This window comes from Amycolatopsis sp. H20-H5, from assembly GCF_035828755.1.
Lineage (GTDB): Bacteria > Actinomycetota > Actinomycetes > Mycobacteriales > Pseudonocardiaceae > Amycolatopsis.
Window position 1 is genome coordinate 21,853 of record NZ_JAYMZS010000092.1, and the last position, 16,510, is coordinate 38,362.

General features: G+C 70.2%; 8 protein-coding genes. 5 read left to right on the plus strand and 3 right to left on the minus strand.

Features of this window, described 5'->3' with window-relative positions; all coding sequences use genetic code 11:
- Positions 1-24: 24 nt before the first annotated feature.
- Together QMK34_RS35075 and QMK34_RS35080 are read right to left on the minus strand one after the other, a co-directional pair.
- Positions 25-6,165 carry a non-ribosomal peptide synthetase gene (locus tag QMK34_RS35075; RefSeq protein WP_326419005.1) on the minus strand — a complete coding sequence of 2,047 codons (6,141 nt, stop codon included), beginning with the start codon at positions 6,163-6,165 and terminating at the stop codon, positions 25-27.
- A 41-nt stretch (positions 6,166-6,206) separates the two neighbouring features.
- Entirely contained in the window at positions 6,207-7,991 is a 1,785-nt protein-coding gene (locus tag QMK34_RS35080) for a non-ribosomal peptide synthetase (protein WP_326419006.1), read from the minus strand.
- Between the two features lie 559 nt (positions 7,992-8,550).
- On the opposite strand from QMK34_RS35080, the gene QMK34_RS35085 reads away from it, so the two are divergent.
- Entirely contained in the window at positions 8,551-8,934 is a 384-nt protein-coding gene (locus QMK34_RS35085) for a RidA family protein (RefSeq protein ID WP_326419007.1), read from the plus strand.
- A gap of 14 nt (positions 8,935-8,948) precedes the next feature.
- Here QMK34_RS35085 and QMK34_RS35090 read toward each other — a convergent pair whose 3' ends face one another.
- Positions 8,949-9,284, minus strand: a complete 336-nt coding sequence (locus QMK34_RS35090; protein WP_326419008.1) for an ArsR/SmtB family transcription factor — start codon at positions 9,282-9,284, stop codon at positions 8,949-8,951.
- Positions 9,285-9,560: 276 nt separating this feature from the next.
- Here QMK34_RS35090 and mgtA point away from each other — a divergent pair, with 276 nt between their 5' ends.
- From mgtA to QMK34_RS35110, 4 genes are read left to right on the plus strand one after another with little or no spacing between them, the layout of a single operon-like run.
- Entirely contained in the window at positions 9,561-12,140 is a 2,580-nt protein-coding gene (gene mgtA / locus QMK34_RS35095) for a magnesium-translocating P-type ATPase (RefSeq protein WP_326419009.1), read from the plus strand.
- Between the two features lie 56 nt (positions 12,141-12,196).
- The gene (locus QMK34_RS35100; protein WP_326419010.1) at positions 12,197-12,922 is read left to right on the plus strand and encodes an MgtC/SapB family protein; all 726 of its coding nucleotides are present in this window, start codon (positions 12,197-12,199) and stop codon (positions 12,920-12,922) included.
- Between the two features lie 5 nt (positions 12,923-12,927).
- Positions 12,928-14,658, plus strand: coding sequence for an ABC transporter permease (locus tag QMK34_RS35105; RefSeq protein WP_326419013.1), 1,731 nt, complete (start codon positions 12,928-12,930; stop codon positions 14,656-14,658).
- Between the two features lie 18 nt (positions 14,659-14,676).
- Positions 14,677-15,960: an ABC transporter ATP-binding protein gene (locus tag QMK34_RS35110; RefSeq protein ID WP_326419011.1), complete on the plus strand. Its 1,284-nt coding sequence runs from the start codon at positions 14,677-14,679 to the stop codon at positions 15,958-15,960.
- The last annotated feature ends 550 nt before the right edge of the window (positions 15,961-16,510 follow it).

Below are 16,510 nucleotides of genomic sequence, written 5' to 3' on the forward strand. Positions count from 1 at the left end.
GCACTAATGGGTCGCCAGGGTCGGTTAAAGCAGGAGGCCGAGCTTGTCGGCGGCTGCCGCGATGCCCGGGGACAGCTCCGTCACCGGCGCGTTCTCCGCGGTCACCAGGTGCGTCAGCACCTCGTCGTAAAGCCCGGCGACGACGTTCAGCGTGCCAGGGGCGAGCACCCGGCCGTCGGCGTTGAAGGTGATGACGAGCCGCTCGTGCGCCAGCTCGTGGCCCGCGTTCACCAGCAGCGGCACGTCGACGTGCTCGAACCAGCGCGCCTCGGTGACGTTTCCCCGGTACGCGGTGAAACGGGTGTAGTTGAACAGCGCCGGGAACAAGGTTTCCCGGCCGAGGTCGGCCCTGATCCGCGCCTGCGGATAACGCCGGTGCGGCAGCGCGCGGCGGTCGGCGTCGAACACCTCCCGCGCGAGGTCCTGCCAGGTCTGGTCCGCGATCCGCCGCCGCAGCGGCAGGAAGTTGAGGAACAGTCCCAGTACCGCCTCGCTTTCGTCGACCTCCGGCCTGCCGTTGGTGAACACGCCGGTCACGACGTCGGCCTCGCCGGTCAGCAACGCCAGTGCCCGCAGGTGCGCCGCTAGCAGGACGTGCTTGAGCGGGACCCGGAACCGGGTGGCCGCCGCGAGCAGCGCTTCGTGGCGGGCGTCGTCCAGTGCGAGTTTCGTCTCGCTCCATCGCGGCCCCGGCTCGGCGGTGGTCAGCCGGGACAACGTGGTGTCGGGGGCGCCGAGCAGGGTGCTCGCCCAGAAATCCTTCGCCTCGGCCGATTCCGTGGCCGCGAGTTCGGCTCGCACGTACTCCCGGTAGCGCAGCGCCGGTGCCTCGGGCGGTGCGACGGTCTCGTGCTCGATCGCCGCCCGGTAGTCCGTGACGACGTCGCGGAGGAACAGCGACAAGCTCCAGCCGTCGATGATCGAGTGGTGGAAACCCAGTGTCAGCACGAATCCGGCCGAGCCGTCGTGGTGCGCGGCGAAGCGGATCAGCCCCGGCTCGGCCCAGTCGAACGCGGTCACCCGTTCGGATTCGAACCAGGCGTCCCCGTCGTCGACGAGGTCGAGACACGGTTCCACCGACGCGTGCACCTGCTGAAGCGGGACTTCGCGCTCCAGCAGGAACCCCGTGCGGAACGTGTCGTGCGCGTTCATCACGCGCCTCAACGCGGCGCGCAGCGGTTCCCCTTGCAAGGGCAAGGGAACGCGGTAGGCGAAGACGTCGTGATAGGCGGCCTGCGCGAGATCGCGCTCGGTGGCCCGGATCATGTCGAGCTGCGCCGCCGTCGCCGGGTAGGCGTCGACGATCCCGGGCCCGAACTCCTCGCCGCCCGCCAGTTCGAACGGCAGCAGGCCCGCGGTCTCCTCGGCGACGGCGAGATCCTCGCCGATCCTGGCGGCCAGCGCCACGATGGTCCGGCACGCGAAGACATCCGCCATCGTCACGGCGGACGCGACGCGGCGGAGCTTGGCGACGACCCGGATCGCACTGATCGAGTCGACGCCGAACTCCAGGTAGTCGTCGTCGATGCCGAGGTCGCCGGTGTCCAGTACCAGCCCCACCACCTCGGCCACCCGCCGTTCGAGCTCGGAGCGGGGTGCGCGTTTCGGCGGCCGGACGGCTCGCACGACTGGAGCGGTCGCCGCTACCACAGAGGTCCCGTCCGCTGCCTGAATGTCAGCGGAGTCGGCCACCAGTTCGGTGACGGCCGTGAGGAACTCGTCCAGATAACGCTCGGCGCGCTCGGCGTCGATCCGGGTGGCGTCGTAGTTGACGAACACCCGCTGGTGGTCCGCGAAATGGTCCCGGTGCACGTGGACGACGGCGTCGAAACTGGTCTGCTCGAAGTACCGCGCGCCGGTGATCCGCACCGGTTCGCCAGGATCGGCGGTGTAGACGTGGAAGTCGGTGTAGTTGAACACGGTGTCGAACGCCGCGGTGCCACCGGCGAGCCGCTGGATCTCGGCGAGCGGGAATCGGCGGTGCGGTGAGGAGTCCTGCTCCGCCGCGAGCACCCGGCCGGTGAGCGCGGCCCAGCTCTCGGTCCGCAGCTCGACCGGGAACGGCAGCGTGTTGAGGAAAAGCCCGGCCAGCTCGGTCCCGCCCGTCGACTCCGGCCGCCCCGCGGAGACCAGGCCGGTCACCACCGTGCGCTGCCCGGTCAGCCTTCCCAGCACGTTCAGGTGGGCGGCCAGATACGCGCTCTTGACCGGCACGCCGAGCCCGGCCGCGAAGCGGCGGACACCCTCGACCAGCTCCTCGGGAACGATCCGTCCCGCGGTCGACGGCTCGGCCGCCCTTGCCGTCGCGACCGAGACGTCCTTTGTGGACAAAAGGGTTGCGGGGACCTCCGCGAGCAGGCCCGACCAGTACGCCCGCTGGGCGGGATCCGCAACGGCGTGCCGTTCCAGTTCGACATACGTGCCATAGGAAATCGGCTCGACGCCCGGCTCGTTCTCCCGTCCGGCGAGCAGGTCCGCGTACCGGCTCCGGATCTCCTCGACGACCAGTGCGACGCTCCACCCGTCGAGCACGATGTGGTGGAACGAGACCAGCAGGTTCATCGTCCCCGGCGACCGGACGTGCGCGGCGATCCGGACCAGCGGGCCCTCGGCGAGGTCGAACGCGCGACGACGCTCGGCGGCGACCAACCGCGCGACGGCCTCGTCCTGGCCGGTGTCGGGCAGATCGACCACCTCGACCGGCACCGCGAGGTCCGTGTGCACCAGCTGCAGCGGCCGGTCGAACGTCTCGAGGTCGAAGGTCGAGCGCAGCTGGGGATGCCCGGCGGCCACGTCCGCGACGGCCCGGCGCAGCAGGTCCGGCCGCACCTCGCCGGTCACCTCGTAGTCGAAGACGTCGTGGTAGACCGAGGAATCCTCGTGCAGCATCGTGTGGTAGATCATCCCGGCCTGCAGCATCGTCAGCGGCCACGCGTCGGTGATCCCGCCGGGCAGCGCCGCGCGGTCGGCCGGGGTGAGCAGCGCGAGCGGCGCCACGACCGGTTCCGCGGCGGTGCCGCGCTCCAGCACACCGGCCAGCAGCCGGATCGTGGGATGGGCGAAGATATCGTGCACCTGCACCGAATAACCGCGCTCCCGCAGCTTCGCGGCGACCCGGATGCTGAGGATCGAATCCCCGCCGTGGCGGAAGAAGTTGGCGTCCACGCCGACCTTCTCGGTGCCGAGCACCTCGGACCAGACCCGCACCAGCTCCCGCTCGCGCTCGGTGGCGGGCGGCGTGAAGACCTCCACCGGCCCGGCCAAGGACTCGTGCGGGTCCGGCAGGGCGGTCCGGTCGAGCTTGCCGTTGGCGGTCGTCGGCAGCGCGGGCAGCGCCATCACCACCTGCGGGACCATGAAGTCCGGCAGCCGCCGCGCCAGCGCGGTCTTGACCTCCTGCTGGTCGAACCCGTCCGCGACCACGTAGCCGACCAGCGCGCGGCTCGGGCCGAAGTCGCGCACCACCACGGCCGCGTCGCGCACGTTCGGCAGCTCCAGCAGGGTCGCGGCGATCTCGTCCGGCTCGATCCGCAGGCCACGCAGCTTGACCTGGTTGTCGATCCGCCCGAGGTACTGGAGCTGCCCGTCGGGCAGGAACCGCGCCAGGTCGCCGGTGCGGTAGAGGCGAGCGCCCGGCTCGGTGCCGTACGGGTCGTCGACGAACACCTTGGCCGTCAGCTCGTCCCGGTGGTGGTATCCGATCGCCAGCGCGACGCCGCCGATGCACAGCTCCCCCGGCACCCCGATCGGGGCCAGCCGCCGGTGCTTGTCGAGCACGTAGAGCCGCACGTTCGCGATGGGCTTGCCGATCGGCACGATCGAGCCGGGATAGTCCGTGGTGCACGGCCAGTACGACACGTCGATCGCGGCTTCGGTGGGCCCGTAGAGGTTGTGCAGCCCGCAGGACAGCGCGCGGCCGAAATTCCGCACCGCCGCGAACGTCAGCGCCTCGCCGCTGCAGATCACCCGGCGCAGCGAGCCGCAGTACACGTCGAGGTCGTCCTCCTCCAGGAAGACGTTGAGCATCGACGGGATGAAGTGCGTCGTGGTGACCCCGCGGTCGCGGATCAGCCGCTTGAGGTAGTCGGTGTCGCGGTGGCCGCCGGGCTTCGCGACGACGATCCGCGCCCCGAACATCAACGGCCAGAAGAATTCCCAGACCGACACGTCGAAACTGAACGGCGTCTTCTGCAGGACCCGGTCCTCGCCGGTGAGCCCGTACTCGGACTGCATCCAGTACAGCCGGTTGAACAGCGAGACGTGCCGGTTCACCACGCCCTTCGGGCGGCCGGTGGAGCCGGAGGTGTAGATCATGTACACCGGCGAGTCACGGGTGACGGTCCGCTCGACGGGCGAGTCGTCCTCGGTGCGGGTGTCCGTTATGGACAGTGCGACGATCTCGGCCGTGCCGCCCGCGAGCAGCGCGCGGTGGCGCTCCTGGGTGAGGATGAGCGACGGGTTCGCGTCGGCGATCATGTACTCGATCCGGTCGGCCGGGTACTCCGGGTCGATCGGCACGTAGGCGCAGCCCGCCTTCACGATCGACACCAGCGCGACGACCATTTCGAGCGAGCGTTCCATGTAGACACCGACGAACGGCGTCGCGTCGCCGTCACGGCGCGCGAGGATCGACCGGGCGATCTGGTTGGTGAGCAGGTCCAGCTCGCGATAGGTGAGCGCGGTGCCGTCGAACTCCGTCGCGACGGCGTCCGGCGTTCGCCGGGCCTGCGCCTCGAACATGTCGACGACCGTCGCATAAGGATAGTCCTCGGCCGTGGCGTTCCAGACGTCGAGAATCCGCGTGCGCTCGTCGTCGGGCAGGAACGACACCTCGGACACGGCCAGGTCGAGGCCGTCCGCGAGCGACTCCAGCAGCCGCGCGTAGTGCCGCACCAGCCGCTCGGCCGTCTCCGGGGTGAACAGGTCGGTGTTGAACTCGACCTCGAACTCGAACTCGTCGTCGGTCTCGGCGACGTACAGCATGATCTCGAACTTCGACGCCGCACGCTCCACCGATTGCGCCCCGGTGGTGACGCCCTCGCCGAGGTCGAGCCCCGGACGGCGGCCCAGCACCGTGAGCATCGTCTGGAACACCGGGTTGTGGCTGGGATCGCGCCGGGTGTCGAGTGCGTCGAGGACCTTCGGGTACGGCGCGTGACCGTGGTTCAGCATCTCACCACCGGCGTCACCCGCGTGCGCGAGCAGCTGGCGGAAGGTCATGTCGTCGTCGACCGTCAGCACGAGGGCCGCGGTGTTCACGAAGCAGCCCACCACATCGAGCGCTTCGTCGCTGTCGCGGTTGAGGATCGTCGTGCCGACGGTGACCTCGTCCTGCCCGGTGTAGCGGTGCAGCAGCAGGGCGTACGCGGCGAGCAGCACCGAGAAGTCCGTGCTGCGGCACTCCTTGCGGCAGCGCTTCAGCAGCGGCGACACCGTGTGCTTCGGCACCCGGATCGTGCGGCTGGCACCGGCGAAGGTCTGGACCGGTGGGCGCGGGTGGTCCAGCGGCAGCCGCAACAGCTCCGGCCCGCCCTCCAGCACCTTCTTCCAGTGCGCGATCGAGTCGGCGTGACTGCCGTCCTCGTGGTCCCGCCGTTCCTGCGAGACATGGTCGGCGAAGCTCGCTGGGAGCGCGGGCAGTGCGGCCGGGCTGCCCAGCGACCGCAACGAGCGGTAGTGCTGCCCGAGCTCGTCCAGGACGAGGGTGTTACTCCATCCGTCGGTGGCAAGGTGGTGCAAGGTGAGACCGAGCAGGGCTTCGCCGCCCGGCAGCAGCACCAGCACACCCCGCAGCAGCGGGTCGGCGGCGAGGTCGAACGGGCGGCGGTAGTCCTCGGCCAGCGCGGCTTCGGCACGCACGGCGGCATCGCCGGGCGCCGTGTGCCGCAGGTCCAGCACCGTGAGCACCTCCGGCACGTCCTCGCGCACCGCGGTGCGCAGACCGTCGGCGGTGCCGGTGAACGAGGTGCGCAGCGCGTCGTGCCGCAGCACGACCAGGCGCAGCGCCTCGGCCAGCGCACCGGCGTCGACCTCACCGGCGATCCGGAACGCCGTCGGCTCGTGGTAGGCGGGCGATCCGGTGCGGCGGGAGACGTTGTCCACCAGCCACAGGCTTTCCTGGGTGTAGGACGCGGCCGGATCCGTGGGGACGGGAGGGCAGGTCATCAGAACACAGTCCTTCTGGGAAAGTGGGGCGGGTGCGGGGCTCAGGCCGGCTGCGGTTCGAGGCCCCGCACCTGCTCGGCGAGCTCCGACATGGACTCGGCGCGCAGCACGTCGGTCGGTTGCAGGGCAAGGGAAAGCTGCTTGCGGATGCGGTAGGCGATCCGGACCGCGAGGATCGAGTTGCCGCCCAGTTCGAGGAAGTTGTCCGAAGGGGACAGTTCGTCGACGCCGAGCACGTCCTGCAGGATGCTGCGCACCGGGGTGAACGAGCCGTCGGCCCAGCCCGGTCCCCCGGCCGGTGCGGACGCGCGTTCGGTCAGTGCCGCGACCATCGCCGCGCGGTCCGCCTTGCCGGTCGCGCCAACCGGTAGCTCGGTGAGCACCACCCACCGGGTGGGGATCATGTAACCGGGCAGCTTTTCGCCGAGCAGCGAGGAAAGGGTGCCCGGCAGTCCTTCGGGGTCTGCGGCGGACCGTGGCGGCAGGACGAAGCCGACCAGCATGGCCGTCGGGCCGTCGCCGGTCTTCTCCACGAAGGCCGCGTCCACCAGCCCGGTGGCCGTCGTGGCCCGCTCGATCTCCTCCAGCTCGATGCGGAAACCACGCAGCTTCACCTGCCGGTCGCGGCGCCCGAGCATCTCCAGCGCCCCGGTCGGCAGCCGCCGCACCAGATCGCCGGTGCGGTAGACCAGGGTGCCGCCCGCGGGTTCTGCCACGAACTTCTCCGCGGTCAGCTCCGGCCGGTGCAGGTAGCCGGTCGCCACCCCGGGCCCGCCGAGGCACAGCTCCCCGGTCACGCCCGGCGCCACCGGGTTCAGGGCGTCGTCCAGCACGAACAGGTCGGTCTGCTGCAGGGCATAGCCGATCGGCACGCGCTCGACGTCGCGCAAGGCGGTTTCGGTGCATTCGAAGTAGGTCGCGAAGGACGTGCCCTCGGTCGGGCCGTAGCCGTTCACCAGCCGCTTCGGCGGACCGGCAGCCAGCGTGCGCCGGACGGCGGCCAGGTCGAGCTGTTCCCCGCCGACCACGAGGTCGCGCAGCGAGCTGAACGCGTCGGGCCGCTCCCACGCGACCGTGTGGAACAGCGAAGTGGTCAGGAACATCGTGGTGATGTCCTCGCCGCGCAGCAGCGCCAGCCACTCGGTCATGTTCATGCCGCTCAAATCCGGGAACGGCACGACGGTGGCACCCGCGGCGAGCGCGCCCCAGATCTCGGAGCTGGTCACGTCGAACGCCGGGTTGCACGTGTTGGCCACCCGGTCGCCCGGCTCGACGGGGCAGTAGTTCGGCGCGACGACCAGGCGGACGACCGCGCGATGCGGGATCACCACACCCTTCGGCCGTCCGGTCGAGCCAGAGGTGTAGGTCACGTAGATCGGGTCCTCACCGGCGGCGTGCACCGCGGGGACCTCGGCGGACGGCCTGGTGCGCGGCACCGGGAGCAGCCGGACGGCACCGGCCGGAGCGCGGCCGCCGTCCTCGGGGCACACCACGACCGCCACCCCGGACTCGGCCAGGATGCCCGCGACCCGCTCGGCCGGGGCCCGCGCGTCGAGCGGCAGGTACGCGGCACCGGCACGGACGACACCGAGCAACGCCACCACCAGATCGGCCGACCGCGGCAGGTCCACCGCGACCAGGTCCCCCTTGGCCACCCCGGCGGCCGCGAGCTCGGCGGCCACCCACCCGGCCCGGTCCCAGAGCTCGGCGAAGCTCAGCCGGACACCGCCGAGCGGCTCGGCGACCGCGAGGCCCTCCGGGCGGTTCCGCACCTGCTCGGCGACGAGCCCCGCCACTCCACCGGAGGTGGTTAACCTCGGCGACATAGCGCTTTCCGCATCCGTTGTCCGATCGGTGGCCGGTAATTCATCAATGCCTTCCGCGAAAGCGATTGAGACATGGTTCGGCGCATGATTGTTGTTCGACATATTATTGTTCACTTCCCCAGAATCGCTATCCCAGACGGCACCCCAAATGCCTCCCCGCCAGACATCGCCACGCTACAAGCGGCCTTTGTTGCCCAGGCACCGCCAATCGGGTGATGGCCCTATAACTGCAGGTGAAGACTACTTTCGTCTGCTCTTTATCCAGAGTTCACCAGCCAGGAAAACCGCGAACTGGAATACGTTTGACGCGGCGCGGATCGCCTGCTAACCGTTCACAAACGACGTCAAATCGTCCATGTTGACAAGACCGGACAGGACGGAATAGACCACCCGGACCGCCGCCGTGACCAGGCCCGCAGTCGATCCACCCGTTATCGCGATTAATCGGGATCGGCCGAGTAGTGGTTGCGGGCGGACGAGCGCCACGCCTAGTGTTTGGCTACGCTATTAACTGCATTGACAAAGGTGCCGCAGGCATCGTCGCGAACCGGAGGAACTCGTGCGGGAACACCACGTCCGCCCAGCCGGGCTGCCGCCCGTCAACGGCTATAGCCACGCCGTAGTGTTCAGCGGCACACTCGTCGCCGTTTCCGGGCAGGTGCCCCTGGCCGCGGACGGCACGCTGGCGGGCGAAGACGCCGAGACGCAGGTCCGGCAGGTCTTCGAGAACCTGCGCACCGCATTGGCGGCGGCGGGCGGCACGCTGGACCAGATCGTCAAGATCACGGTGTACCTGACCGACCTCGGGGACCTGGGTGCGTTCCGCCGCGTGCGCGACGAGTACCTGGGCACCGAGCGACTGCCCGCCAGCTCGCTGGTGCAGGTGAACGGCTTGGTGCACCCGGGTTTCCGGGTCGAGATCGACGCGTTCGCCGCGATCTGACGCGGGCGGCGCGCTCAGGCGCCGCGCAGGCCGCGGGTCCGGGATCCGGGCTCGGCACGCGGGCCGAAGGCGAGCCGGACGAGCTCGACGATGTGCGGGTCGGCGGCGAGATAGATCTGCCGCCTGCCGTCGCGGCGTGCCAGGACGAGCCCGGCGAGCTTGAGCTTCGCCAAGTGCTGACTCGCGGCGGCGACCGTCTGCCCGGTTTCCGCGGCGAGCGTGCCGACGTCCCGTTCACCCTGTGCCAGCAGCCACATGATGTGCAGGCGAGCGGTCGCGGCGAGCATGCCGAACATGCCGGCGGCGTCCTGCAGCGCCTGCGGGGAAAGCGGGGGTTCTTCTGGTGACAACTTGGTCCTTCCGGGGTTGCCTCAGTCTGCCTTGACCTACGTCACTTGCGCAAGCGGTTGACTATTACCCGGTGGCCGGTGTCTACTGGCCGAGGCCGGGAAACACCCTGCCACGAACGATGCTGGAGGTGAGCCGGACATGTCCGAGGGCCGAAGTAGGCACCACCGCGCGCACCGGCGCCTCCCTGTCCACCTCGCCTAGAGGGGACCGAGGCCGGGTTCCGCGTGGGTACGACACCACGACCGCCGATCCGCGGAGAACCACGGGACCCCCACATGCGCAACACCCTCGCCCTCGCCGAGCTGCCACCGATCACGGTGTTCCAGCGCCTCGCCAGCTCCCCCAAAGGACTCACCGAAGCCGACGCCGCCGCCCGCCTCGCCGAGGCCGGTGTACCCGCGGCCGCCGCCGCGGCGTCATGGCCGCGCCTGCTCCTGACCGCCTGCGCGAGCCCGTTCGTCGGTCTCCTGCTGGTGCTCGACCTCGTCCTGTTCGCGGTCGGCGACCCGCGCGGCCCGGTCACCGTGACCACGATGATCGTGCTGAGCGTGGCGTTGCGACTGTGGCAGGAAGTCCGCTCCCAGCGGGCGATGGCGTCGGTGCGCGGGCTGGTGACCACCACCGCCAGGGTGCGCCGCCGCGCGGACCTCGGCGCGGCCCCCCGCGACCGTGAGATCCCCACCGCCGACCTCGTGCGCGGCGACCTCGTGCTGCTGGAGCCGGGCGACCGCGTGCCCGCCGACCTGCGGCTGCTGTCCGCCCGTGACCTCGTCGTCGACCAGGCGGCCCTGTCCGGCGAGACCGTGCCCGCCCGCAAGGCCGTACCCAGTTGCACCAGTGAGTCCACAAAGGACCATCGTGACCCGCTCGACAACGGCGGCCTGTGCCTGGCGGGCACCATGGTGCTCTCCGGCGTGGCCACCGCGATCGTCCTCGGCACCGGCCGGGACACCCATTTCGGCGCGCTGACCGAACGGCTTTCGGGCCGCCGCGCGGAGAGCAGCTTCGACGCCGGGGTGCGGGCCGTGGGCTGGACGCTGGTGCGGTTCATGGCCGTGCTGGCGCCGATCGTGCTCGTGGTGAACGGCCTGGTGACCGAGGACTGGGCGCAGGCCTGCCTGTTCGCGGTGTCGGTGGCGGTCGGCCTGACCCCGGAGATGCTGCCGGTCATCCTCGCGGCGAACCTCGCCAGGGGCGTCACCGCGCTGGCCCGTCGCCGGGTCGTCGTCAAGCGGGTCAACGCGGTGCAGGACCTCGGCGCGATGGACGTGCTGTGCGTGGACAAGACCGGCACCATCACCCAGGACCGCGTGCAGCTCGCGGAGGGCGTCGACGCGGCCGGGGCCGCCGACGACGACGTCCTCGACTACGCCTACCTCGCCTGCCACTTTCAGGCCTTGCCGCACGACCAACTGCACGAAGCGGTGCTCGACGAGCTCGACGAGGCCGACCGCGTGGTGCTCGACTCCCGCTTCTCCCCCGTCGACGAACTCACCTTCGACCACGCCCGGCGGATTTCGACCGTGGTGGTGTCCCCCGACCGGGGCGACACGCATCTCGTCATCACCACCGGCGACCCGGACGAGGTCCTCGACCGGTGCACCGAGGCGCTCGGCGCCGTGTTCGATGCCGCCGCCCGGCACGAAGCGGCCGAGGTCGTGAAGGCGCACCACCGGCACGGACGGCGAGTGCTCGCGATCGCCGCGAAGCAGGTTCCCGCCCGGCTGGACGGCTACCGCGAGAACGACGAGTACGGCCTAGCGCTACTCGGGTTCGTCAGTTTCCTCGACCCGCCCAAGGAATCCGCGTGTGCGGCTATCCGGCGGCTGGCCGCACACGGTGTCACGGTGAAGGTGCTCACCGGCGACAACCCCGAGGTCGCCACCCGCACCTGCCGTGCGGTCGGGCTCGAGCCCGGCACCCCCGTGCTCGGCGCGGACCTCGACCGGCTGGACAACGACGACCTGCGCGCGCTGGCCAGGCACACCACGGTGTTCGCCAAGACGACCCCCGTGCAGAAGGCACGGATCGTCGCCGTGCTCCGCGGCGACGGGCACGCCGTGGGCTTCCTCGGCGACGGGGTCAACGACATCGGCGCGCTGCGGGCGGCCGACGTCGGCATCGCGGTGGACTCCGGCGTGGACCTGGCCAAGGACGCCGCCGACCTCGTGCTGCTGGAGCGGGACCTGACGGTGCTCGCCGACGGTGTCGTGGAAGGCCGCCGGACGCTGGGCAACACGATGAAGTACGTCAAGGTCACCGCCAGCTCCAACTTCGGCAACGTGCTGAGTGTGCTGTTCGCCAGCGCGTTCCTGCCCTTCCTGCCGATCCTCCCGGCGCAGCTGCTGGTGCAGAACCTGCTCTACGACACCGCGCAGCTGGCCCTGCCGTGGGACCGGGTCGACGCGGAGTACCTGCGGCGGCCGCGGCGCTGGGACGCGGCCGGGCTGGTGCGGTTCATGCTGGTGTTCGGCCCGCTGAGCTCCCTGTTCGACCTGGCGACGTTCGCCGCGCTGTGGTGGGGCCTCGGCGCGAATTCCGAGGCAGGGCAAGGACTCTTCCAGACCGGCTGGCTCGTCGAGGGCTTGCTGTCGCAGCTGCTGGTGGTGCTGGTGCTGCGCACCCGCGCGGTGCCTGTGCTGCGCGGACGTCCGTCCACAGTGGTCTGGATCGCGCTGGCCACGGTCGCGGCGGTCGGGGTGGCGCTGCCGGTGTCACCGCTGGCCGCGCCGCTCGGGCTCGAACAGCTGCCGTCCGGCTACTTCCCTTGGCTGGTCACGATTCTCTTCGGCTACTTCCTGGCGGCCCAGCTCACCAAGACCTGGTACCTGCGGCGCGTCCGCGCCTGGCTCTGATCTCTTTCTGACCTCCTTACACGCTCCCCTACCGAACCTCGAAAGGAGGTGCGGCGATGAACACTGTCGACATGCTCTCGCGGCTCGGCGCCGGTGTCGGTCTCGGCACGGTGATCGGCTTCGAACGCCAGTACCGCGCCCGGATGGCGGGCCTGCGCACCAACGCGCTCGTGGCCGCCGGGGCCACCCTGTTCGTGCTGCTGTCCGCCCACGGCTTCAACGGGGTGCCCGGCACCGCCGACCCGACCCGCGTGGCCGCGCAGATCGTGTCCGGCATCGGTTTCCTCGGCGCGGGCGTCATCCTGCGCGAAGGGCTGACCGTGCGCGGGCTCAACACCGCCGCGACCCTGTGGTGCTCAGCGGCGATCGGCTCGCTCGCCGGCGCCGGGCTGTACCCGATCGCCCTGGCCGGGACGGTGGTGATCGTGGCGGTCAACGTCGCCCTGCGCCCGCTCGGCCGGGTGGTCGACCGGCGGCCCGACACCGGCAAGGAGACCCCGACGAACTACACGTTCTTCGCGGTGACCAAGGACGACGCCGAGGCGCACGTCCGCGCCCTGCTCGTGCAGGCGCTGGCCCGCACCGACTTCGCGCTGCGGTCGGTCACCAGTGCCAACGCCGACGCCGCCGGGCGGGTCGAGGTCCGGGCCGAGCTGTGCGCCGACCAGCGAGACGACAAGCAGATGGAATCCGCGGTCAGCAGGCTTTCCCTCGAGCCCTCGGTGACGACCGTCCGGTGGCAGGCCGACCTGCCCGCGCGAGACCACGACGAGGACAGGTGAACGCCATGCTCCGGAATTTTCCCACCAGGGGCGCGCTTTCGCGGCCTCGCCGGGGCGCCGCCGACGTCGTGGTGTTCCTCGGCGCCGCCGCGCTGCTATGGCTGATCGTGCGGCTGTCCAGCGGTGTCACCGCACCGTTCGACAAGGTGACCGCACCGTCCACAGTGTCCACCGATCCGGCGGAACTCCCCTACTACGCCGCGCGTTCACTGTTGCGGATGTTCATCGCGCTGGCACTGTCGCTGGTGTTCACCTTCGTCTACGCCACCGCCGCGGCCCGGTTGCGGCGGGCGGAGAAGATCCTGCTGCCCGCGCTGGACATCCTGCAGTCGGTCCCGATCCTGGCCTTCCTCTCGGTGACCGTGACCGGGTTCATCGCCCTGTTCCCCGGCTCGCAGCTGGGCTTGGAGTGCGCGTCGATCTTCGCGATCTTCACCTCCCAGGCGTGGAACATGACGTTCGCCTTCCATCATTCGCTGGTGTCCCAGCCGCGTGAGCTGGACGAGGCCGCGCGCCTGCTGCGGCTGTCGCGCTGGCAGCGGTTCTGGCGGCTGGACGTGCCGGGCGGGATGATCCCGCTGGTGTGGAACGGGATGATGAGCTTCGGCGGTGGCTGGTTCTTCCTCGCCGCCTCGGAAGCCTTGTCGGTCAACAACCAGAGCTACGCGCTGCCCGGCATCGGCGCGTACGTGGCGAGCGCGAGCGGCCAGGCGGAACTGGGCAAGGTGCTGCTGGCGATCGTCGTCATGATCGTCATGGTGACCGGGGTGAACGTGCTGTTCTGGCGGCCGCTCACCGCCTGGTCCGAGCGGTTCCGGGTCGAGGAGTCCGAGTCCGCCCAGGCGCCGCGCAGTGTGGTGCTGAACCTGCTGCGGCGCTCGCGGATCCCGGCGTTGCTGGGCAAGGCCTTCGGCTGGCTCGTCTTCCCGCTCGACCGGGCCCTGCGGGTGTTCGGCCTCGCCGAGCATCCCCTGCGCTCTTCTCCCGTGCGACGGCGGATCGGCGACGTCGTGTTCGCCGTGGTCGTCCTCTGCGCCGTTGCATACGGCGTTATACGGGCGGCGGGTTACGTCGCGGACACCGCCGGGTTCGGCGAGATCGGCCACGCGCTGCTGCTCGGGCTGATCACGTTCGGGCGGGTGCTCGTGCTGGTCGTGGTGGGCACGCTGGTGTGGGTGCCGGTCGGGGTGTGGATCGGGCTGAACCCGCGGGTGTCGCGGCTGGCGCAGCCGGTGGTGCAGGTGCTCGCCAGCTTCCCGGCGAACTTCCTGTTCCCGCTGTTCACCGCCGCCCTGGTGGTGACCGGCGTCAGCCTCGACTGGGGCGGGATCGTGCTGATGAGCCTGGGCGCGCAGTGGTACATCCTGTTCAACGTCATCGCCGGGGCCAGCGCGATCCCGAACGACCTGCGCGAGGCCGCCGCCGTGCTCCGGCTGCCGCGGGCGCTGTGGTGGCGCAAGCTCATCCTCCCGGCGATCTTCCCGAGCTACGTCACCGGCGGCATCACCGCGGCGGGCGGCGCGTGGAACGCCTCCATCGTCGCCGAGATCGTCAGCTACGGCTCGACGACGCTGACCGCCACCGGGCTCGGCGCGTACATCGCCGACGCCACCAAAACGGGCGACAGCCCGCACATCCTCATCGGCGTCGTCGTCATGAGTCTCTACGTCGTCGGCCTGAACCGGCTGTTCTGGCGCCGCCTCTACGCACTGGCCGAGCGCCGGTTCTCACTCTGAAACCCCTGGGAGATCCCGATGGACAACACCATCCTCGTCGAAGTCGACGCGGTGTCGAAGAGCTTCACCGGCGCGGCGGGCGACGAACTACGGGTGCTCGACGGCATCAAACTGGACCTGCGGTCCGGGGAGATCGTCGCACTGCTGGGCCGATCAGGCTCGGGCAAGTCGACCCTGCTGCGCACCATCGCCGGGCTGATCGGGCCGACCAGCGGCACCGTGCGCTATCGCGGGAAGGAGCTCAACGGCGCCAACCCCGGCACCGCGATGGTGTTCCAGTCGTTCGCGCTGATGCCGTGGCTGAGCGTGCAGGACAACGTCGAACTCGGACTCGCCGCGCGAGGCGTGCCGACGGCCGAACGCCGGGAACGCGCACTGAAGGCGATCGACCTGATCGGCCTCGACGGGTTCGAATCCGCCTACCCCAGAGAGCTTTCGGGCGGGATGCGCCAGCGCGTCGGCTTCGCTCGGGCGCTGGTCCTCGAACCCGACCTGCTGCTGATGGACGAGCCGTTCTCCGCGCTCGACGTCCTCACCGCCGAAAACCTGCGGACCGAACTGATGTCACTGTGGACGGCCGAGGGCTTCCCGACGAAGGGCATCTGCATCGTCACCCACAACATCGAGGAGGCCGTGCTGCTGGCGGACCGCGTGTTCGTGCTCGGCGCCAACCCCGGCCGGCTCCGCGCCGAGGTCAAGATCAACCTGGCGCGGCCCCGCGACCGCCGCTCCCCCGCGTTCGCCAAACTCGTCGACCACCTCTACGACCTGCTGACCGGCCGCGAGCCCGAGCTCGGGCTGCCCGAACCGGCCGAGGCCACCCCGACCGCGCGGCCACTGCCCGCCGCGTCGGTCGGCGGCCTGGCCGGGCTGGTCGAGATCGTGCACACCAACGGCGGGCGCGTCGACCTGCCGGACATCGCTGCCGAGCTCAGCTTCGAGATCGACGACCTGCTGCCCTTGGTGGACGCGGCGGCCATGCTGGACCTGCTGTTCGTCGCGGGCGCGGACCTCAACCTGACCCCGATGGGCGAGGCCTTCACCACCGCCGACATCCAGCAGAGCAAGAAGATCTTCGCCGAGCAGGCCCGGCACCGGGCACCGCTGGTGAGGACGATCTGCACGGCGCTGGGGAGCGCGGGCGGCTATCTCCGGGCCGGGTTCTTCCTCGATCTGCTGCGCCGCGGCTTCTCCGCGGCCGACGCCCAGCAGCAGCTCGACACCGCGGTGGACTGGGGCCGGTACGGCGAGCTGTTCGACTACGACAACGACTCCGGGCAGCTCACGCTGGAGCATTCCTAGACGTGGGCGGGTTTTAGAACGTGTCTGAGAACTGTCGCAGCCGCCGCTCGAAGCCTCGGGCGCCTGTCCTTCGAAGCCGCTTACCCTCCACAAAGGACTGAAAGTCTGCCCATTCGCCCGTTTCATACCGCCATGACCGTTTCATGTGTGCCCCTGAAGGCCACCATGACAGCGTTAAACGCCGTGAAGGCTCCCATCAGGGCACACGGCAAACCTGGGGTCGCGACCGAAGGGGGCCTTCCCTCGACTCAACCTTGCAAAAGTCCCCTTCACCAGAACAGACCGCGTGAAAGTCCCCCGTCAGTCACGCGGCCCCAGGCGCCAAACTGGACGACATGACATCAGTTTCCGGACGCCTTGTTAGGGTGGGTTTTAGGGGTTGGTCCTTGCCTGGCGGGTTGGCTTTCTTTTGGGGGTTTGGGTTTTAGGGATTGTCCTCGCCGGACGGGCTGGCTCCGGGAAGGCCGGGGGGTGCGGTGGGGGTGGTGGTCTTCCCGTCGCCTGATTGATGGCTACCACGCCGCGAGGGTGCCGCAAGGTTGGGAGGGCC